The organism is Anaerococcus lactolyticus S7-1-13 (genome assembly GCF_000758765.1).
In the GTDB taxonomy this organism is placed as follows: Bacteria; Bacillota; Clostridia; order Tissierellales; family Peptoniphilaceae; genus Anaerococcus; species Anaerococcus lactolyticus.
On sequence record NZ_JRMW01000043.1, the window covers coordinates 1 to 19,789 of the forward strand.

A 19,789-nucleotide genomic window follows, 5' to 3' on the forward strand; every position below is an offset into this window, starting at 1 on the left:
ATTGAACCGCCGTATGCCGAACGGCACGTACGGTGGTGTGAGAGGGAGGAGAAAGTCCTCCCTACTCGATCATTTAAACCTTTATTTAAATACAACTTAAAAGGTATAATATAAGTAAAAAAGATTGGAGGTTAGAATAGATGGAAATTTTATTAGCTCTTTACTTAGCTGTGTTTATAGGAATGATAATGTTCTCGATTTTTATGGGAAAAACATTTATAAAGGCACTAATCTTCTCTGTAGATAAGATGATGGTTTTCTTTATATCCTATTATTTTATTCATAATTATTTTTCAGTAAAAGTAGCATCAGGAAATGCAGTTTATTTTTGGAATATTTCACTTTCGCTGATAGTTGTTTTTATATATGCGATACTATTTAAGCTAATTTATGATAGGCTTGGAGTATTTGGAAAAATCATAAACTTTGTAATTTCCTATGTAGGAGTTGTTGCAACATATCATTTAATAACAAGTATGTTTATTCAAGAAAAGGGCTTTTATTATTTGCAACTTCTAAACAATCAGGATATAAATAAAGTGGTAAATTATATTTTAATGGGAATTGTGGCGATTTTTGTATGGAGGAAAAGAGAAGAGAGCTTGGAAGATAATATGTAAAATAACTTAGACAGAAGAGAGTAATTCTCTATCTGTCTAAGTCTTTTTTTTATTTTTTTTAATATAGAAAAGATTTTAATTTCCCTATATTTTATTTTTCAAGACTGTTTTCAAGATATTTATCTGCGTTTTTCTTCGCCTGTTGTAAATCGTGAAGCATAGTATCTTGGATAGAAAAATCGTTCATTAAGGTAGATTTCTCATTTTTCAAGACAGTGTATTTTTCAGATAAAATTTTTGTAGTAAGATTTTTGTATGGAGAAATATCAATAGATTTTTTAGCGGTTTCATAAGCAATGATCTCTGCCTTGTATTCCTCATAATAGAATTTATCTTTTGGATTTTTCTTATACATATCATAGGTCAATTTATTTTTAGACAGGGTGTTTAAACTTTCTATTGTAGAGTAAATTAAAGCCATATCTTTTTCTTTTTGCTTGATTTCGTTTAATATCTTTTGTCTGTTAAGGGCAATATCCTGTAATTTCTGCTCAACTTCATTAAGTGAGTTTATGCCATATTTTCTAAACTCATTTAAGGTTGAAGCCATAGTTTTCATATTATGTTTTTCAGCCCATATTTCATAGCCCTTTGATGATTTAACCTTTTCATTATTTTTGGTATCGACAATATTTCCAAGATTAGTATAGGAAATTTTTTCATACAAGTAGGTTTTGCTATCAGAAATTTCTTTATGTGAATTTTCAATTCGTTCCTTTATTCTTTCTTTTGTGTAATCTTCTCCTAAGGTAGATGCTTTAGCACGAGTAAATCTACCACTATCTTTTTTATCCTTGTGTCTAAAGGATAAGTATTTTCCAAACTTGATTTCATAGCCGAATTCTTCCATAGTTTTAATAAAATCCTCATAGGTTTTAGACTTTTCTATTGCTTTATCAATTGCGATTTGAAGCTTATTTTTCCAAGAATTTCCCTTTTTGAATTCCATATATTCCTTATATGACTTTCCATTCGTTTTGTATCTGGTCTTAAAAATCTTATAGTTTTCATCAATAACGGATAAGCCATTTTCTTTACAAAGTTCATCGCTGATATTTCTAATTTGATGATAGGTCCTTTTATTACTTTGGTATGCTTTGCCAGTTTCAAAGCTGACATTATTGAAAAGGATATGATTGTGTAGATGGTCTTTGTCAATATGAGTAGTAAGTACATATTCATACTTTCCTTGCAAGACTCTCTCACACAGTTCCAATCCAATTTGATGTGCTTGCTCAGGCGTGGTTTCTCCAGGAGCGAAGGCTTGAATTAGATGTCTTGCTAAAATTTTTGCCTTAGAATTACATTCTTTTTTGGTTTGCTCAAATTCTAAATGAGCAGTTTGTGGATTACAGGCAAAAGACGAAATTAGAATTTTTTCATCTGTTTTATCCTCGTTCATGATGTAATCTAATGCTAAATACAATGTATTTTTTATCGGGTGTATTTTTGTAACCGCCATTACTTGTCCTCCATCCTATGAGTCTCTAAATTACCAAATGAATAAATCTTTCTTCTCATATCAAGTATTTCTTTCCCTTGTTTTGTAAGTAAGGTTTTAAGATCATCTATATCGTTCTTATAAATTACATTAGTTGAATTTACCCTTTTAGCTATCTGATTAATGTTAGAAGAAATTCTTGAAATGCTTGTGGACATATCTCTAAATACATCCATATCAAGTACAAAAATATCTTTTTCTAAAATACATTTCATAATAAACTGTCTTAAACTTTTACAACCGGATAGCTTATATTTTTTTTCTAAAATCTCAAGTTCATCATCTGAGAGCATTAAATATATTCCATTATTTCTATATCTATTAGCCATATAAAATTATCTCCTTAAAAATATGTAAAATAAAAGACCTGTAAAATTAAGTAAAAAAACTTAATTTACAGGTCTAATTCTAAAATATATTCCTTGTGTAAAATCACCTGCACAAAGCAGTAGAGAATCTGTCTTTATGAGTATATTATATCAGAAAATATGGTAAAAATCAATTTTCAAAAATTGAAAAACTAATATGAAATCGGTTAAAAGGGTTTCATTATGACATAGAGAAAAAGAAGGTATCAAGGGGTTTGGGGATTTCCCCAACAAGCTAAAATTGACGAAAATAGTCCGATGCAATAGCAGGGACTATTTTCGTCAATTTTTTTGTAAGTGCATATGCACTTACTGTGCTTGCTGAACAAGTGTTAAGGGGTTTTAATATATTTGTAATGTTAGAGAATATATTTTATAATTACCTTAATGGGGTATACATTAAAATATAAAAAAGAAAAGGGGTATGATTTTGGGCGTTAAGCTTCACAGAAAAGTTTTTTCTAAGGAACACTATATTGAAGTAATTTATGTTTTATTGAGAGAAAAAGAGGATGTTTATAATAAAGATATTGTTAACTATACGAAGTTAAGCAAACCATCAGTTAGTGTGGCTATAAATAATTTAATAGATGAGGGGTATGTGTACAGGAAATCTATGTCAATAAAGCTAACGGAAAAAGGAGAAAAAATAGGTAAAGAATTATATAATAAACATATTTATTTTTATAATCTATTTTTAGATTTAGGCGTTGAACCTAAACAAGCAAATGAAGAAGCATGTAGTGTTGAACATGTAATATCAAATGAAACATTTAAAAAGATTAAAGCATTTATAGAAGAAAGCAGTAAAAAATAAGCAAATATTTTCAGGTAGGCAGTTTTAATTAAATTATTAGGTAAATCTAAGTTGATTTAATTAGAATTGCTTTTTTGTAGAAATTTATATTTCTTTACGAATTTTAAAATTATTTGAAGCGACATATTGATTTTTATAAATATATATGTTAAAATTAAGTTAGTCAAAACTAACTTAATAAAGGAGGATAATATTCCTAAAATAAACAGAGAAACTTATGGTAAGACCACTATAGATATTTCAGATAATGACAATATGAATTCATTTGTGTTAGCGATAAAAATAAAAGAAGATGTAGCTAATGAAATTCAACCTTATGTGGTGTATGAAAATCTCAATGAAATATCAGTTGCTATAGGAGAATATATTGGAATTGAAGTGTATACAGACAAAATCCTAATAACTGAAAATGACGATACTGTAGAACATAAGGCAAACGTTCTAAGTGAAGACATGAAGAAGGTTTTCGAAAATATAAACTTTACTGACTGGAGTATGTATGAAATCGCTGGTTTTAATTATGCAAAGCATACATTTTTGAAAAATTTGAGTGATAAGGGAGCTTTGTTAAAGATGTTTATTCCAAGAACTGACATCAGAATTTTAGAAGGTTCAATAGAAGTAAAATCTGTTGATAATATCGACGAAATAATTTCAGCAGTGGAGAAATGTGCAATAAATTCTACTAAAGAAGATTTGAAAAAAATACTTCGCCAGTTGCTTTAGAAAAGCTAAAATCAATAGATAGCGAATACTACAAAGAGAATGTTTCTAAAGGAATAGAAGAAATTAATAATGGTAAGTATGATAAGGTTATTTTGTCCAGAAAAATTAAGTTAGAGAAAAAAATCTTGCTAAAAGATAGTTTTTTATTAGGGAGAAAACACAATCCCCCTGCACGTTCATATTGTCTGAAAATTGGTGATGTTGAAGTTATAGGTTTTAGTCCAGAAATAGTTGTCGAGGTGGATGAAGAAAAAAAGTATATACATTTCCTCTAGCTGGAACCAGAGCATTAACAGATGATCCTATAAAGAATAAGGAATTAAAGTGTGAATTATTAAAAGATCCTAAAGAGATTGCTGAACATGCTGTTTCTGTTAAGTTAGCTTTTGAAGAATTAGAAAAAGTTTGTATAAAGGATAGTATATCGGTAGTTAAATTCATGGAGGTTTTGGAGAGGGGTTCAGTTCAGCATCTAGCATCAAGGTTGAAAGGGACGCTTAAAGAAGAATTCAATGAATGGCATGCATTTACTACTCTTTTCCCGGCAGTTACCGCATCTGGAATACCCAAAACAGAGTGTATAGATGCTATAGATAGGTTAGAAAAAGACGAAAGAGGATTATATAGCGGAGGCGTACTAACTTATGATCAAAATGGAACAATGGATGTGGCATTAGCTTTAAGAACTGCATTTCAAACAGACAAAGAAACATGGATTCGAGTAGGTGCTGGAATTGTAAAATTATCAAAAGCAGAAAGAGAATTAGAAGAAACTAAAGAAAAAGCAGGAAGCATTTTAGACAAGTTAGTTTATATAGAAGATTAAGAGATGGATATATTTATTAACACTACGCAATCTAAATACAAAATATATTTAGATTGCATAGCTTTAAAAAACTTAAATGAATTTATTGCAAGCAAAAAAGAGTACAAGAACATTATAGTAATAACAGATAGCAATGTGGACCATTTTATAGGCAACAGTTTTAATTTAAAAAATTATAAGCTTTATAAGTATGTTATAGAAGCAGGGGAAAAGTCCAAAAATATAGAAACATACTATAAAATAATAAGATATTTGACCTCAATAAAAGTGGATAGGCATGATTTAATTATTGCATTAGGTGGTGGGGTAGTTGGTGATTTAGCTGGATTTGCGGCCTCTACTTATATGAGGGGCATAGATTATATTCAAATACCTACTAGTCTTTTAGCTATGGTTGATTCATCCATTGGATCAAAAACGGCAATCAATACAGAAGACGGGAAAAATTTAATCGGAAGTTTTTATAATCCTAGAGCTGTGTTTATAGATTTTGCTTACTTAAAAACGCTTCCTCAAAAAGAATTTCTAAATGGACTGTCTGAAACAATTAAGGCTTCTACTATAAAAGATAGAAAACTATTCGAATTAATTATAGAAAGCGATTTAAACAATGAAGAAATAATAAAGAAGATTGTAAAAAGAAGCATTGAAATTAAAAAGGAAATTGTCGAGAGGGATTTAAAAGAAACAAAAGAACGACAACTTTTAAATTTTGGTCATACAATAGGTCATGCTTTAGAAAAATTAAGTGACTATACCTTACCACATGGCTATGGGGTTGCAATTGGAATGGCAATGATAACTAGAGGATATTACAGAATGGGAAAAACAGATGAGAAAACTTATAAAAGAGTAGAAGAAATACTTAGAAAAAATCATCTGCCAACTCATGGTAGCTATAGTACAGAAGACCTTTACAGTGAAATTTTAAAAGACAAGAAAAGCAATGGAAACAAGATAAATATTATATATCCTAAATTAATAGGTGATTGCAGAATTGATACGGTAGATAAATCTAACTTACTAAAATTGTTAAAACATTGCTTATGAGAGGTGGTTGTCGAATGAATGTAAAAATTAAGCCGAATGCAATTAATGGAGAGCTGAAGTCGATACCATCAAAGTCACTATTACATCGAGCCATCATATTAAGTGGAATATCAAAGGATAGAGAAACTAAATTAGAGAATGTAAACACAATATCAAAAGACATAGAAGCTACGCTTACTTGTATGGAAAAATTAGGAGCTAAAATTAAGGTGGAAGGAGACTCCATTAGAATTGCAAGCCTTGGAAATATAAAGAAATCTAAAGTTGAATTGCACTGTGGAGAAAGTGGAACAACACTTAGATTACTTTTACCACTTGTAAGTACATTTTCAAAAACAGCAACAGTAGATTGCTCTGAAGGTCTTAGAAAAAGACCAATTAGAGAATTAATCGAAACATTAGAAGAATCAGGGTTATATTTCGAAGAGAAGGAATTTTCTATTAAAATATCAGGAAATGTAAACTCTGATTTTTTTAGAATTATTGGTGATATTAGTTCTCAATATGTCAGTGGCTTGCTTTTGCTTTCTTCGCTACTAGATCAAAAAAGTTCAATATATCTTACTACTAAATTAGAATCTAGGGCTTATGTAAATATAACAATAAAAGTATTAAGAGATTTTGGAATAATAGTTAATGAATTAGAAGAGGGTGTATTTGAAATATATGGGGAGAGAGACAAAATACTCCCGCCTAAAGAATATCAAATAGAAGGTGATTGGTCTAATGCGGCATTTTTTATTGCAGGAGGTTGTTTAGGAGACTCGATAAAAATGTATGGTTTAAACTTAGAATCTAGTCAAGGAGATAAAAAGGTAGTTCAAATTCTTAAAAAAGCTGGAGCAATTCTCACCTGTTCTGACGATTGCATAAGTTCTAATGGAAGCCATTTAAACTCCTTTGAAGTAGATTTTTCTGAAACACCTGATTTATTTCCGATTTTATTAGTAGTGGCTGCATTATCAAAAGGACAAAGTGTTTTAAAAGGTGGAGAAAGACTAAAACTTAAAGAAAGCAATCGAATAGAAAGTACATTTCAGATGTTAAAAAGTTTAGGGGCAGACGTAAAAAAAAGAGATGATGGACTGATTATTCAAGGGAGGGAAATTTTAGATGGTGGAATTGTGAATTCTTTTAATGACCATAGAATTGTTATGTCAGCAACCATGGCATCTATTAAATGTAAAGAACCTGTCTCGATAGTAAATGCAGGAGCGGTAAAAAAATCATATCCTAATTTTTTTGACGACTTTAAAAAAGTAGGAGGGATCTTTGATGTCATCAGTTAGTATAGGAGAAAACATAAAAATAAGCCTTTTTGGAGAATCTCATGGTTTTGCTATTGGAGGAGTAATAGATGGATTACTTCATGGACAAAAAGTTGATATGGAAAAACTAGACAAATTTATGACAAGAAGAAAACCAGGTTCTGGGAAATATGTAACTCAAAGAAAAGAAAGAGATGAAATAAAATTTTTATCAGGGATAAAGGATTCTATTATTATGGGAGATCAAAGAATATACAAATAAGATAAATATTGAAGTGGATACTTTCCAATCTAATCATGAAGGAGAAATAATAGACATAATTCAAAAATCTTATGGTAGATATTATGGAATAGTGATTAATCCAGGAGCCTATACTCATACCAGCATAGCTATTTTAGATGCCTTAAAAGCTGTAGGAATAAGAACAATAGAAGTTCATTTAACAGACATAATGGATAGAGAGGATTATAGGAAAAAGTCATTTATTTCAGAACATGCTGAGATGACAATCTGCGGGAAGGGGTTTGAGGGTTATTTACAAGCCATTGAATCTCTAATTAAAAAGGTAGAAAAGGGGTGATAAAATGCAATACATTCTGAAGGGAAAAAAAGACTTTGAGGCATGTGTGAAATACTTGAAAAAAGAAGATATTCTATTCCAAGATTATGATATTAAAGATTATTATATCATTAATGTTTTTGATAATACTTTATGTTCAAAGATAGAAAATGAGGAAGAAGCCTTTCTAAATACAAAAAATGTTTCTATTGAGAATGGATATTTAGTAACAAAAAAATATAAAGAGAAAACCATAATTGATGTAAAAGGGATCAGGATTGGAGGGGAAGAACCTGTTGTTATTTCAGGGCCTTGTTCTGTTGAGTCAGAAGAAATTGTAAGGAATATAGCAATAGGTATAAAAAAAGCAGGAGCAGATATATTAAGAGGAGGTGCCTTTAAACCAAGAACATCTCCTTACGATTTTCAGGGCTTAGGTAGAAAGGGAATAGATATTCTTAATAAGATTAGTAAAGATCTTGATATACCTGTAGTAACAGAAATAATGGATATCAGAGAACTGGACTATATGATAGATAAGGTTGATATATTACAAGTAGGTGCTAGGAATATGTACAATTACTCTCTATTAAAAGAATTAGGGAAGGTGGATAAACCTATTTTACTTAAAAGAGGGTTAAGTGCAACGATAAAAGAATTTTTATTAAGTGCTGAGTATATTATGCTTGGTGGCAATGGAAAAGTTATTTTATGTGAGAGAGGAATTAGGACTTACGAAAATTATACAAGAAACACAATGGATATAGCCGCCATATCTTTCTTAAAAAATATGACACATTTACCAATAATCGCAGATCCAAGTCATGCTACTGGGAATAAAAATTTGATTAAAGATTTATCAAAAGCATCTTTTGTAGCTGGGTCTGATGGAGTTATGATTGAAACACATATAAATCCAAATTCAGCATGGAGCGATGCTAGACAGTCTATAGACATTGAAACACTAAATGACATATTAAATTGGATTAGCAATAATAGAATTAAATAGGAGAAAGGGATGATATTAGTTGTTTTTAAATTTAAAAAAATATAATAAAAATAAAAAATATAGACTTTTTTGTTTTCCTCATGCTGGAGGAAATAGATTGACTTTTGAAAAATGGATTACAGATATAAATAGTGATATAGAAGTAATTCCAATAAGTTTAGATGAACGAAATCCAAACGATTCTTTTAGGGATATAGCTAATTGTATATCAAATGAAATTTATGAGTGCTTGGACGAGAGAAAGTTTTTGTTTTATGGACATAGCATGGGAGCAGCATTAGCTTTCTTAGTAGCTTATTTATGTCAGAATAAATTTAATAAAACGCCAGAAAAACTTATCATAGCAGGAAGACAATCACCACAAGATAAACACAATGAGAAATTTCATAGTAGTATGGGTTTTGAGGCATTATTGGAAACTTTAAGAGAAAATGGAGGTACACCGGAAGAATTATTAAATAGTGAAACATTCAAAAATTTATTGCTACCTGAAATAATGAACGATTATAAATTACATGAGACATTTGAATACAATGGAGAAATTGTTAGTTGCCCAATTGTAGCACATTGTGGAGAAACGGATGCAGAAGCAAATAAATTTATAATGAATAGGTGGGAAAAAGTAACTTCTAATAAGTTTACGATTAGGAGCTTTAAAGGAGGACATTTTTTTCCATATAAGTATGAAGGGTATTTACAAGAAATAGAAAAAGAAATTTTATTAAGGAGTGATATTATGAACAACATATTATACTGGTCTCCGACATTTTTTTGGAGTATACAAAATAATAATTTGCATATTGGAAATTTCAATTATGGAAGTAGCTTTAAAGATTTATTTCCCGAATTTTATTTTTTGACTCAAAATGGAATTTCACAGGATGAATTGATAGAAAAAACAGGTCATCAAGGTATTCCAAAGTATAAAGCATTCATACGTGATTTGGTAAAGAAAAAAGTATTAATATATAGTCCACTTGAGATTCAAAAATTGGTTTCAATTCAAAATAAAATAATAGATGCTAAGATGTATAGAGATGAGTTAAATTATAATAGTGATTTATTAAATAAATATAAGAAAGAAAAATTAAATAGAAATCCCATTTCAGAAGAAATAGTGTTTGAGGAAATAGATGTTCCAGAAGTAGCGTTTTCTTCTATAATCGAAAACAGGAAAACTATAAGAAAATACAGCATGAAAAACATACCTAAAAATGTTTTTTTAGAAATAATTTCTTGTTTAAGAAAAAGGAATGAAGATTCAAATTACTACTATGCAAGTGCTGGAGGATTATATCCGATAGATATATATGTTTATGTGAAAGAAAGTAGGATTTCAGAAATTGCTGGAGGACTATATTATTACTCTCCTTGTGAAAATAAATTAAAGAGAATTAAGACAGGAGAAGTTTTAAATAGTGAAAGTCAATTCTTTTTGAACAAAGAGATATTTAATGGATCAGCGTTTACAATTTTTTTCATATTTGATTCTAATGTAACCGCACCTAAATATGGGGGAATGTCTTATTTATATGCTTGTATAGATACAGGATTGATAGTTTCGTTGGTTTCTTATATAGCAAGTACATATAATATTGGAAGTTGTTCGATTGGAGATATGGATTATGAAAAAATAAAAAAAATCTTTCCTATGAGTGACACGATGAGTTTTATTCACAGCATGGAATTCGGTTATGCTGATGAGGAGGATATATAAATGTATTTAAATAATGTTATTAAAGAAGTTTCTAAATTTACAGATTTGGGAGTTACTTTTGTAGGACAAGGAGAAAAAATTTTTTTATCCTATAAAGATATATATGACTATTCGATGAAATTAGGAAGCTGGATGAATGACAAAGGAATTATAAAGGGAGATTTTATTTTAACACAAATAGATAATAATGTTCAGTTTATAATATTATTTTGGTCTTGTTTGATTTATGGATATATTCTGGTTCCATACGAGAATATAAGTATTCAAAATGAAAGAGAAGTAGAAAATCTTATAAAAACATATAGAGGTTTTCAAAATATAAGAATATTTACAGATGGGGATAAAATAAAAGAATTCTTAAATAATGTTAAAATGGAGACAATAGAAATAATAAAAATTCCAACTATAATAGAGTTAAAATCATATGATGAAACTAATAATAAACATAAGAGTATTTCTCATGAAGGCAAAGAAATAGCCTTAGTTATGCATACTTCAGGAAGTACACAATCTCCTAAAGGTGTGATGATAAGCCGTGAAAATATACATAAAAATATGAATCAAATATTAAATAAACTTTATATTAGTCAGAAAGATATTTTCGTAAATTGGATGTCATTGACACATGTAGCCGGATTAATGTTGGCTCATATTTTACCTATTTTTACAAAGTCTAATCAAGTACTTACAACTCCTAAATATTTCATAGGTTCTACTTGTGAATATTTACGTTTACTTAGTGATATTAATGCTAGTGTTACAATTTTACCTAATTTTGCATTAGAATTTTTATTAAATTTTAGTGAAGAGCAATCCATATCTGACATAAGTTTAAGTAAATTACGATACTTAATTAATGGTTCTGAATTAATAAATTATAATAATAATTTGGAATTTTATAGAAAGTATAGTAAGTATGGCTACAGAGAGGAAGCGATGACAGTAGTATATGGTATGACTGAAACAACAAGTGCAGTTAGTATTCATTCATATGATTGTTTAGACAGATATTATAGATGTGATAGAGAAGTATACTTAAATGAACATACTATATCTCCATATAGTCCATCTAATATTAAAAAAGATAATTTTTTTAATATTGCATTTGTAGGAGAACCTTTAATAGAAAATGAGATTAAAATTTTAAATTGCGGACATGAAGTTAAAGAAGGTATGATTGGAAATGTTTATATCAAGGGACCAAGCGTTGCAAAATCATATATTTCAGAAGGGAAAATATTACCTTTAGTAAATGATGATGGTTTTTTTAATACTGGAGATATGGGAACAATTATTAAAAATAAATTAATAATTACAGGAAGAGAAAAGGATATTATTTTTTTTAATGGATTGAAAATTTATGCTGGAGAGATAGAAAGTATATGTAAAAATATAACTTTACTTGAAAAATGTGAATTTGTTGCTTGTGGAATAATAAATTTAGAAACACTAAAAGACGAACTTGTGATATTCGTGCAGAAAAGTGAAATAGATATGAAGGAAGAAGAAATAAAAAAATTAATAAAAAGAGAGGTTGGTAAAGCTATAAATCAATCTGTATCATATATAATTTTTGTTGATAAAATTGATAAAAATAAAATTGGAAAAAAACAGAGGAACATAATGAAAAAACGATTTGAGAAGGGAGAATTTTCTTTATGAAAAATTTAAATAATTTGAAAAACATAGAATATAATTGTGAAATTACAAAGTTAGTTAAATTATGGGAAAATACATTCAAACATGAAATATCCCCTGAAGAAGATTTCTATGCAATAGGTGGTAATTCGCTTATAATGATGAGGTTAATAAAGAAAATAGAAGAAACTTTTAATTTAAAAATTTCGCCAATGAAGTTTATCGAATTATCTAATATTATTAATATTGCAAAATATATAGTTGAAAACGGAGATAATTTGAATAAAGAAAAAAATTTCCCGCTTTCATCTATACAAGAAGCATACTACATTGGGAGAAATAGTGAATATGAAATGGGAGGAGTATCAACACATGTATATTTTGAAGTAAAAACGGAATTTGATATCGAAAAGCTAACAAATAGTTTAAACATTTTAATAGATAAACAACCGTCATTAAGAACAATTTTTATAGATGAACACAAACAAAAAGTGATGGATACTGTTGAAAAATATTGTATTGAGTATGAAGATTGTAGTGATGTTTCAGAAGAAATCATACAACACAGGATTAATAATATTAGAGATGAGTTATCAAAAACTGTCCTATCACCAAATACATGGCCTCTGTTTAAGATAAAAGCTTTAAAAAATGTTCAAGGTAAAACAATACTATTTATTAATATAGATTTATTAATTATGGATGGTGCTAGTATAGGATTATTCATGAGACAATGGAGAGATATATGTGAAGATAAAGACATTAAAAATGTTAAATTTGATTTCTTTAAATATAGAAATCAAGAAAAAGATGATAAAAATACTAAAGAATACTTTGATGATAAAAAATATTGGAAAAACATTTCACCAGAGATTCCCGAAAAGCCAAATTTGAATTTAAAAGACAAAACTAAAAATATAAAAAACTTTAATAGCAAGAGAGTGAGTAAAGAGATTAGTTTAGATTTGTTCAATAAAATTTATATACAAGCATCAAAAAGAAATGTAAGTATTTCTGTTGCACTATGCACAGCATATGCATATATTTTAGGATATTGGAGTAATCAAAATAACTTATCGATTAATGTAACAACTATGAATAGGCCTGTGTATGATGGTATAGAAGAAGTTATAGGAGAATTTACAAAAAATTTAATTTTAGATGCTTCCTTATCTATTGATAATTCATTTTGGGGAAATTGTTATTCCATACAAACAAGATTATTGAGAGGACTATCACATCAAAATTATGATGGAGTTGAGTTTATAAGAGAATTATCTAAAGAGAGAAATCTTTATGATGGTGGTGTTATGCCTATAGTATTTACAAGTATGTTATTTTCCGAAAGGCAAAATAACATAAATGCACTTGGTGAGATATTGTATTCTATAAGTCAGACATCTCAAGTATATTTAGATTTGCAAATATCATATAGTTCTGATGGAGTATTAATTAATTGGGATTATGTAGAAGAACTATTTGATGAATCTATGATAAATCAAATGTTTAATCAATATATTTCTTTGGTAGAGAGTTTGGCTGGAGAAAACATTGCTTATCCAGATTTAAGCGTGCACGATAGTAATTTAGTGAAGACATATAATGAAACTAAAGAAGAAATCCCATCTACTACAGTACAAGATGAATTTAAAAAGATAGTAGAAAAATATCCTGACAAGGTAATGGTTAAAGATAAAGATGGAAGTATCACTTGTAAAGAATAGATGAAAAGTCGGCTCAAATATGTAATTTCTTAATTGAGAAAGGAATAAAACAAGGGGATATAGTAGCAGTTTTAGGAGAGAGAAAAAAGGAAACAATAATAAATATTCTTGGAATACTAAAATCGGGAGCGGCTTATGTAGCTATTGATCCAGAACATCCATTAGAAAGACAAAAATATATTTTAGAAAATAGTAGGAGCAAATTATATATTGATAGAGATTTTTATGGAAAGAATAAAGTTTCTAGTTATTCAGCCATTAATCCTCAAATTGAATATGATCCAAAAGGATTAGCATACATTATTTATACATCAGGAAGCACAGGGAGACCAAAAGGTGTAGCAATAACACATGAATCTGCTATGAATACAGTTATAGATATAAATCAAAAGTTTGGTGTCAATAAAGAAGATAATATAATAGGTTTATCTTCAATGTGTTTTGACTTATCAGTATATGATATATTTGGAAGTTTGTCTACAGGGGCAACACTTGTAGAGATACCAGATATTCATGATATGAACTATATATCTGAGATTATTGAAAAAGAAGATATAACAATTTGGAATTCTGTTCCTGCGGTAATAGATATGCTGATTATTCATAATGATGCACAGAATAATTATGTAGAAACAGGATCAGAAGACATCATAGAAGTAAAATTATGGGGAGATAGTTTAAGATTAGTATTATTAAGTGGGGATTGGATACCAGTAAGTTTACCAGATAAAATCAAAGAGCAGTATGAAAATGCAGAGATAATAAGTTTGGGCGGAGCTACTGAAGCATCAATATGGTCAATATATTATCCAATTGAAAAGGTAGATACTTCTTGGAAGAGTATTCCTTATGGCAAGCCTTTAGCAAACCAAGAATATTATGTATTAAATTATGATTTAAAAGATTGTCCGGTTGGAGTTGCAGGGGAATTGTATATAGGTGGCAAAGGGTTAGCAAGAGAATATTACAGAGATGAAGAAAAGACAAAATCTGCATTTATAAACCATTCTAAGTATGGAAGATTATATAGGACTGGCGATTATGGTGTAATGAGCAGAGAAGGGAACATCATATTTTTAGGAAGAAGAGATCACCAGGTCAAAATAAGTGGGCATAGGATTGAGTTAGGAGAGATAGAGAATCAGCTTCTTAAATACGAAAATATAAATAACTGTGTGGTAGTTGATTGGGAAAAAGATAGAGGTCAAAAATATTTGTGTGCCTATATAATTTCTGAAGATATTTTTGATGAAGAAGAAATACGTAAATTTTTATCATTAAGTTTACCAGAGTATATGGTACCTCAGTATTATGAGAGAATATCATCTATACCAGTCAATATTAATGGGAAAGTTGATAAGAAGAAACTACAAAAACCAGAGATTATTAATATGAAATCTTCTAAAATAGATACAGAAAAGGAAAAGGAGATTGTTGATATTTGGAAAGAAATATTGCATATGGATAATATTGGTAAATATGATGATTTCTTTAGAATAGGGGGTGATTCAATTTCTGCATTAAAAGTTTATGCCGAACTGATTAAGAAATACCAACTTAATGTGCAAGATTTATATAGATATAGAAATGCATATTCATTAAGTAAAATTTTAAAAAAGAAAAATCCAGAAATTTATTTTAGAAAATTGAAGGAAGAGTTTAAAGAAAAAGAACACCTGTTTATGAATTTGGATGACAATGTGATAAATGAATATAATGAATATTTAGATAAAATTAAAGTATATAAGCAGTTAGATATTAGAGATAAGAATGAATACAAAGATATATTTATTACTGGTGGAACAGGTTTCTTAGGAACACATATTTTATATGAATTTTTAAAAAATACAAATTCTAATATACACTTATTGATTAGAGGAAACAATAAAGAAACAGCTAAAAAAAGAGTAATTGAAAATCTCGTATATTTTGATAAATACAATAAAGAATGGGATGATAAAATTAATATTGTATTAGGAGATATAACAAAAAATCAACTTGGAATAAATGATAACGAATTTATTGAATTGACTCAAAAAATAGATTGTATTTTTAATAGTGCTGCTATAGTTTCTCATTTGGGTTTGTACGATAAAATGTATAAAACAAATGTCGAGGGTTGTAAAAATATATTGGAGTTTGCTAAGAAAACTAAAAATGCCAAAATATTTCACATATCAACAAAGAATGTAGGGTTTGGAACAATTAAAAATACTAATCAAGTTTTATTTTCAGAAAATGATTTTGAAAAAGGGCAAAAAATTGATGATAACTATTCAAAAACAAAATATGAAGCAGAAAAATTGATGAATATTGCAAGAAAAGAAGGTATGGATGTAACTATATTTAGAATGGGAAATATTTCTTGTGAATATGAAACGGGTAAATTTCAAAAAAATATTAATGAAAGTGCCTTTTATATTTTGACTAGGAGTTTTCTTAGAATAGGAATGCTTCCTATTTCTCATCAAAATACTGTTGATTTAACATATGTAGATAAAGCAGCTAGAGCTATATTTTTATTATCTACGGTTAGAAATTTTAAAAACGAAACATTCCATATTGAAAACACAAAACTAATTTCGTTTACTGATTTTGGAAAATATTTAAATGAAATTGGAGAATATGTTGAACTAAAAGAATATGATGATATGATTGATTATATTTTTACAAAGTATGAAGATAATAAAAATTATGAAATAATTAGAGAAATTAATAATTTGATTACTTATATAGAGTATCTTCCTTGGCATCATGGAACTATATTTAAATTTGCGAAAGATAAGACTGAGATAATTTTGAATAAATTAGATTTTTATTGGCAAAAACCAGATGGTACTATGATAAAAAAATTGATTTCGCATGGTAAGGAAAGGGGATTTTTAGACAAAAAATAATTTAGCAACTATAAAAAGGTTAAATATGATGGTAAAAGTTTAATATCATCATATTTAACTTACTCATTCAATATTAAGGAAGAAGGTTTATGTCATGAAAAAAGATAATAATATTAGGGAAAAACAATTAACGTTTGATGTTGGTACTAATTTTGATCCAGAATTAATTAGAGTTATAAATAAAAATAACAAATGTAATGAATTTAAATCGGTCTTTGGAAAGCTAAAAACTGACCTATTGGGAGGTGGAAGAGCTTCAGCTTTTTTACCTGATGTTAGCATAAAAGAATTAGAGAAATATATAGAATTATGTCATTTAAATAAGTTGACATTTAATTATCTAATTAATCCAATGTGTATGGAGAATAAAGAATTAGAAATAGCTAGTCATTTTAAAATTGTAGATTTTATAAAACAATTAGAAAGTATTGGTGTTGATGCAATTACAGTAAACTCTCCATATTTATGTGAGCTAATAAAAAAACAATTTCCTAAAATGAAAGTAACCATTGGATTATATTCGTATGTTTTTGATTTAAATTTAATTAAAAGATGGATTGATTTAGGAGCTGATGAAATAACATTGGCTCATCATAACAATAGAGATTTTAAAACATTAAAAAGAATGTTAGAATTTACAAAAGATAAAAATGTTACTTTAAGATTAATTGCAAATAATTTATGTCTACATATGTGTCCATATAGTATTATGCATGGAACAGTTCAAGGACATATTAGTTGCTCTGAAAGCAATGTATACGGAGATATAGACTATTGTATATTTAAATGTTTACATGAAAAAATTAAAAATAGTTATAATCTAATTAGTTCCGATTGGATACGACCTGAGGATTTAAAATATTATGAAAAGTTATGTGAAGAAGTTGATAATTTTGATTTATCAATAAAATTGGTTGAGAGAACAAAATCAACTAAATTCTTGTCTAGAGTAGTAACTGCATATGCTAATAGAAGTTATGAAGGAAATCTTTTAGATATTTTATTGTGGCCGAAAGCTGAAGAAATGATTAGTGGACCTAATTATAAAGATGAATCAACCTTAAGAAGACTTCATAAGTTTAATGAAAAGAATTTAATGAGGTATGCAAGTATATTTAATTTACCCAATATTTATATTGATAATAAAAAATTAGATGGATTTTTTGAAAAATTCATTGATAATTTTGATTGTAATAATAAAATTTGTGGTTGTATGAAAGATAAAAATAAATCCAATATGTATTGCTATTATTGTGACAAATGGGCTGGTAAAGTTGTGAGTAATGATTTCGAAGAAACTGAAGAATGGTTAGATATTTGCGATAAAGTTGGCGAAACATTAAACGATAGCCAAATGTTTATTCCATAAACTAAAAAACACATCCTAAAACGATTTTATAGGATGTGTTTTTTTGTGAAAAAATAAAAAATATCTATTTCTGTGATATTAATAAATTTTATTGTAGATATGTTTTTTGAATATATAGATAAAATATAATTTTTATAAACAGAAGTATAAAAGTTTTTCTTTACTTTTTTTGATATAGTATTAAATTCTTCCAAATTATAATCCAATCCCGAACCAGTATATTTACCAAAAGCTTCTTTTTTTGTCCAAATTTCAAAAAATCTAAGTTCATTTAAATTATTGTTTTTATTAATATATTCACACTCGTAAGGATGAAATATATAATTTATCAAATAAAAAGGTGCATCTTGTATTCTCTCAATATCCAAACCTATATTATTTTCTGAAAAAGACACAGCAATTAAATTTTGCGAATGAGATATACTGAAATGTATACTACTATCATTAATTAAAAGCGGCTTATATTTTAGTGTATAAAAACATAAATCTTTATTAGATAAGCTTAATTTCTTACAACATATCATTCTTGTTAAGAGGGCAGAATAAAGACAAAGTTTACGATCTATTATATTATAGAATTTGAATACCTTATTTTTTCTTTCTTCTGAAATATGATTTAATAAATTATTATCTATATCTGTCCAAATTAAATTTTCAATTTCTAAAAAATATATTTCTATCAAATTAATAGTCCCCCCCCTATTTTGGAATTTAAATTGAAAAAATCATTTTTCTGTATTGACTTGGTAGAATTCCATAAGTAGCTTTAAAAACTTTTGAAAAGTGTCCAGCATGTTTGTATCCAACTTTTTCAGCTACATTATAGATATTATTTTCTGGATTTTTTAGTAGTAATAGAGCTTTATTCAATCTTAATTCTTTTAAGTATTCATATGGTGGCACACCATAATATTTTCTAAAAGCTAATTGGTAACGAGCGGGACTCATTAAAGCGATTTTAGAAAGATTAAAGGCATCTATGTGTTTTGATAAATCATTTTTCATTGCAGCAACTGATTTTCTTAAATTTTGCTTATCTTTTTTAGTAAGTGTTACAGATATATTATTATCCGCTTTATCCATACTAGAAATGATAAAAGATAAAAGTTCCATTATTTTGCTTTCGAGGTAGAGTTGTAGTAGTTTTCCTTCTACCTGACTTTGTCTTATTTGTTGAAAAATGAAATTTAACTCAGGAGAATTTTGGATTTTTAATAAATTATTATTTACCATCTTTGTCTTGTTATATTCAATATTTTCATATCTTAATTTTAAAAAAGTATCAAAGTATTTTTTGGTAAGAATTATTTTAGTAAATTTTACTGGTTTATTTGCTTCACAATAAGTATATGTTTTCTTTTCAGTGTTTAAGTAATAATATATTCCCTTTTCTACTGAATTTGTTCTTCTTCCACCAATCTTAAAAGAACTATTACTTGTTTCAAATTGACTAATTTCAAGATATTTTTCTGACACTTCTGTCACTTTTTCAATAGTTTCTTTTGGAGTGAAATCAGCAATTAAAATTAACAGCTGGTTTCCATCGAATTTAAGTATACGAAATTTTCCGATTGCATAGTTAGGATGTATTTTGTATACTTGATCATTTTTGGATGATAGCTCAGGTATTGAAATAAAAGGTGCTATGTTAATTAAATTTGATAAGTAATCTATAATAGTTTTTTCCATGTTTTTTTCT

18 protein-coding genes and 1 pseudogene are annotated in these 19,789 nt (G+C 27.9%); 15 read left to right on the forward strand and 4 right to left on the reverse strand.

Annotation, left to right across the window (positions count from 1 at the left end; genetic code table 11):
- Nucleotides 1-140: 140 nt before the first annotated feature.
- Nucleotides 141-620, forward strand: a complete 480-nt coding sequence (locus HMPREF1630_RS08020; protein WP_037328643.1) for a hypothetical protein — start codon at nucleotides 141-143, stop codon at nucleotides 618-620.
- Between the two features lie 91 nt (nucleotides 621-711).
- Here HMPREF1630_RS08020 and HMPREF1630_RS08025 read toward each other — a convergent pair whose 3' ends face one another.
- Nucleotides 712-2,082 (reverse strand): relaxase/mobilization nuclease domain-containing protein, encoded by a 1,371-nt coding sequence (locus tag HMPREF1630_RS08025; protein WP_037328645.1) that lies wholly within the window; start codon nucleotides 2,080-2,082, stop codon nucleotides 712-714.
- The gene (locus HMPREF1630_RS08030) at nucleotides 2,082-2,450 is read right to left on the reverse strand and encodes a plasmid mobilization protein (protein ID WP_037328648.1); all 369 of its coding nucleotides are present in this window, start codon (nucleotides 2,448-2,450) and stop codon (nucleotides 2,082-2,084) included. Before HMPREF1630_RS08030 ends, HMPREF1630_RS08025 begins: the two co-directional genes overlap by 1 nt.
- A gap of 463 nt (nucleotides 2,451-2,913) precedes the next feature.
- On the opposite strand from HMPREF1630_RS08030, the gene HMPREF1630_RS08035 reads away from it, so the two are divergent.
- From HMPREF1630_RS08035 to HMPREF1630_RS08095, 14 genes and pseudogenes are all read left to right on the forward strand, one after another.
- Complete coding sequence (locus tag HMPREF1630_RS08035; RefSeq protein ID WP_008901394.1) at nucleotides 2,914-3,306, forward strand: metal-dependent transcriptional regulator; 393 nt, start codon at nucleotides 2,914-2,916, stop codon at nucleotides 3,304-3,306.
- 255 nt (nucleotides 3,307-3,561) lie between these two features.
- Entirely contained in the window at nucleotides 3,562-4,032 is a 471-nt protein-coding gene (locus HMPREF1630_RS08040; RefSeq protein WP_156095827.1) for a hypothetical protein, read from the forward strand.
- A 14-nt stretch (nucleotides 4,033-4,046) separates the two neighbouring features.
- Nucleotides 4,047-4,307 carry a chorismate-binding protein gene (locus HMPREF1630_RS09780; RefSeq protein ID WP_081931894.1) on the forward strand — a complete coding sequence of 87 codons (261 nt, stop codon included), beginning with the start codon at nucleotides 4,047-4,049 and terminating at the stop codon, nucleotides 4,305-4,307.
- A pseudogene (locus tag HMPREF1630_RS09665) lies at nucleotides 4,298-4,858 on the forward strand (chorismate-binding protein); the annotation flags it as partial. The gene HMPREF1630_RS09780 and the pseudogene HMPREF1630_RS09665, both read left to right, overlap by 10 nt.
- A gap of 3 nt (nucleotides 4,859-4,861) precedes the next feature.
- Nucleotides 4,862-5,908 (forward strand): 3-dehydroquinate synthase, encoded by a 1,047-nt coding sequence (gene aroB, locus HMPREF1630_RS08055; protein WP_037328655.1) that lies wholly within the window; start codon nucleotides 4,862-4,864, stop codon nucleotides 5,906-5,908.
- 14 nt (nucleotides 5,909-5,922) lie between these two features.
- Nucleotides 5,923-7,197: a 3-phosphoshikimate 1-carboxyvinyltransferase gene (gene aroA, locus HMPREF1630_RS08060; RefSeq protein WP_037328656.1), complete on the forward strand. Its 1,275-nt coding sequence runs from the start codon at nucleotides 5,923-5,925 to the stop codon at nucleotides 7,195-7,197.
- Entirely contained in the window at nucleotides 7,184-7,438 is a 255-nt protein-coding gene (locus HMPREF1630_RS08065) for a chorismate synthase (RefSeq protein ID WP_037328658.1), read from the forward strand. The genes aroA and HMPREF1630_RS08065 overlap by 14 nt, the downstream gene beginning before the upstream one ends.
- A 13-nt stretch (nucleotides 7,439-7,451) precedes the next feature.
- Nucleotides 7,452-7,757, forward strand: a complete 306-nt coding sequence (locus HMPREF1630_RS08070; RefSeq protein ID WP_008901403.1) for a type II 3-dehydroquinate dehydratase — start codon at nucleotides 7,452-7,454, stop codon at nucleotides 7,755-7,757.
- A 4-nt stretch (nucleotides 7,758-7,761) separates the two neighbouring features.
- Entirely contained in the window at nucleotides 7,762-8,745 is a 984-nt protein-coding gene (gene aroF / locus HMPREF1630_RS08075; RefSeq protein ID WP_037328660.1) for a 3-deoxy-7-phosphoheptulonate synthase, read from the forward strand.
- A gap of 19 nt (nucleotides 8,746-8,764) precedes the next feature.
- Nucleotides 8,765-10,462: a thioesterase domain-containing protein gene (locus HMPREF1630_RS08080; RefSeq protein ID WP_008901405.1), complete on the forward strand. Its 1,698-nt coding sequence runs from the start codon at nucleotides 8,765-8,767 to the stop codon at nucleotides 10,460-10,462.
- Entirely contained in the window at nucleotides 10,463-12,124 is a 1,662-nt protein-coding gene (locus HMPREF1630_RS08085) for an AMP-binding protein (protein WP_008901406.1), read from the forward strand.
- Nucleotides 12,121-13,824, forward strand: coding sequence for a condensation domain-containing protein (locus tag HMPREF1630_RS09260; RefSeq protein ID WP_052039414.1), 1,704 nt, complete (start codon nucleotides 12,121-12,123; stop codon nucleotides 13,822-13,824). Before HMPREF1630_RS08085 ends, HMPREF1630_RS09260 begins: the two co-directional genes overlap by 4 nt.
- Complete coding sequence (locus tag HMPREF1630_RS09265; protein ID WP_269319704.1) at nucleotides 13,821-16,721, forward strand: non-ribosomal peptide synthetase; 2,901 nt, start codon at nucleotides 13,821-13,823, stop codon at nucleotides 16,719-16,721. The genes HMPREF1630_RS09260 and HMPREF1630_RS09265 overlap by 4 nt, the downstream gene beginning before the upstream one ends.
- Nucleotides 16,722-16,815: 94 nt before the next feature.
- Nucleotides 16,816-18,090 carry a U32 family peptidase gene (locus HMPREF1630_RS08095; RefSeq protein ID WP_008901410.1) on the forward strand — a complete coding sequence of 425 codons (1,275 nt, stop codon included), beginning with the start codon at nucleotides 16,816-16,818 and terminating at the stop codon, nucleotides 18,088-18,090.
- Nucleotides 18,091-18,116: 26 nt separating this feature from the next.
- Here HMPREF1630_RS08095 and HMPREF1630_RS09270 read toward each other — a convergent pair whose 3' ends face one another.
- Together HMPREF1630_RS09270 and HMPREF1630_RS08105 are read right to left on the reverse strand one after the other, a co-directional pair.
- Complete coding sequence (locus HMPREF1630_RS09270; RefSeq protein ID WP_052039416.1) at nucleotides 18,117-18,773, reverse strand: 4'-phosphopantetheinyl transferase family protein; 657 nt, start codon at nucleotides 18,771-18,773, stop codon at nucleotides 18,117-18,119.
- 28 nt (nucleotides 18,774-18,801) lie between these two features.
- Entirely contained in the window at nucleotides 18,802-19,779 is a 978-nt protein-coding gene (locus HMPREF1630_RS08105) for a helix-turn-helix transcriptional regulator (RefSeq protein WP_008901412.1), read from the reverse strand.
- Nucleotides 19,780-19,789: the final 10 nt, after the last annotated feature.

Bases quoted from the DNA above. Each gene is read 5' to 3' on its own strand.
- HMPREF1630_RS08020 (WP_037328643.1), top strand. From the start codon at position 141: ATGGAAATTTTATTAGCTCTTTACTTAGCTGTGTTTATAGGAATGATA.
- HMPREF1630_RS08025 (WP_037328645.1), bottom strand. From the start codon at position 2,082: ATGGCGGTTACAAAAATACACCCGATAAAAAATACATTGTATTTAGCA.
- HMPREF1630_RS08030 (WP_037328648.1), bottom strand. From the start codon at position 2,450: ATGGCTAATAGATATAGAAATAATGGAATATATTTAATGCTCTCAGAT.
- HMPREF1630_RS08035 (WP_008901394.1), top strand. From the start codon at position 2,914: ATGATTTTGGGCGTTAAGCTTCACAGAAAAGTTTTTTCTAAGGAACAC.
- HMPREF1630_RS08040 (WP_156095827.1), top strand. From the start codon at position 3,562: ATGAATTCATTTGTGTTAGCGATAAAAATAAAAGAAGATGTAGCTAAT.
- aroB (WP_037328655.1), top strand. From the start codon at position 4,862: ATGGATATATTTATTAACACTACGCAATCTAAATACAAAATATATTTA.
- aroA (WP_037328656.1), top strand. From the start codon at position 5,923: ATGAATGTAAAAATTAAGCCGAATGCAATTAATGGAGAGCTGAAGTCG.
- HMPREF1630_RS08065 (WP_037328658.1), top strand. From the start codon at position 7,184: ATGTCATCAGTTAGTATAGGAGAAAACATAAAAATAAGCCTTTTTGGA.
- aroF (WP_037328660.1), top strand. From the start codon at position 7,762: ATGCAATACATTCTGAAGGGAAAAAAAGACTTTGAGGCATGTGTGAAA.
- HMPREF1630_RS08085 (WP_008901406.1), top strand. From the start codon at position 10,463: ATGTATTTAAATAATGTTATTAAAGAAGTTTCTAAATTTACAGATTTG.
- HMPREF1630_RS09260 (WP_052039414.1), top strand. From the start codon at position 12,121: ATGAAAAATTTAAATAATTTGAAAAACATAGAATATAATTGTGAAATT.
- HMPREF1630_RS08095 (WP_008901410.1), top strand. From the start codon at position 16,816: ATGAAAAAAGATAATAATATTAGGGAAAAACAATTAACGTTTGATGTT.
- HMPREF1630_RS08105 (WP_008901412.1), bottom strand. From the start codon at position 19,779: ATGGAAAAAACTATTATAGATTACTTATCAAATTTAATTAACATAGCA.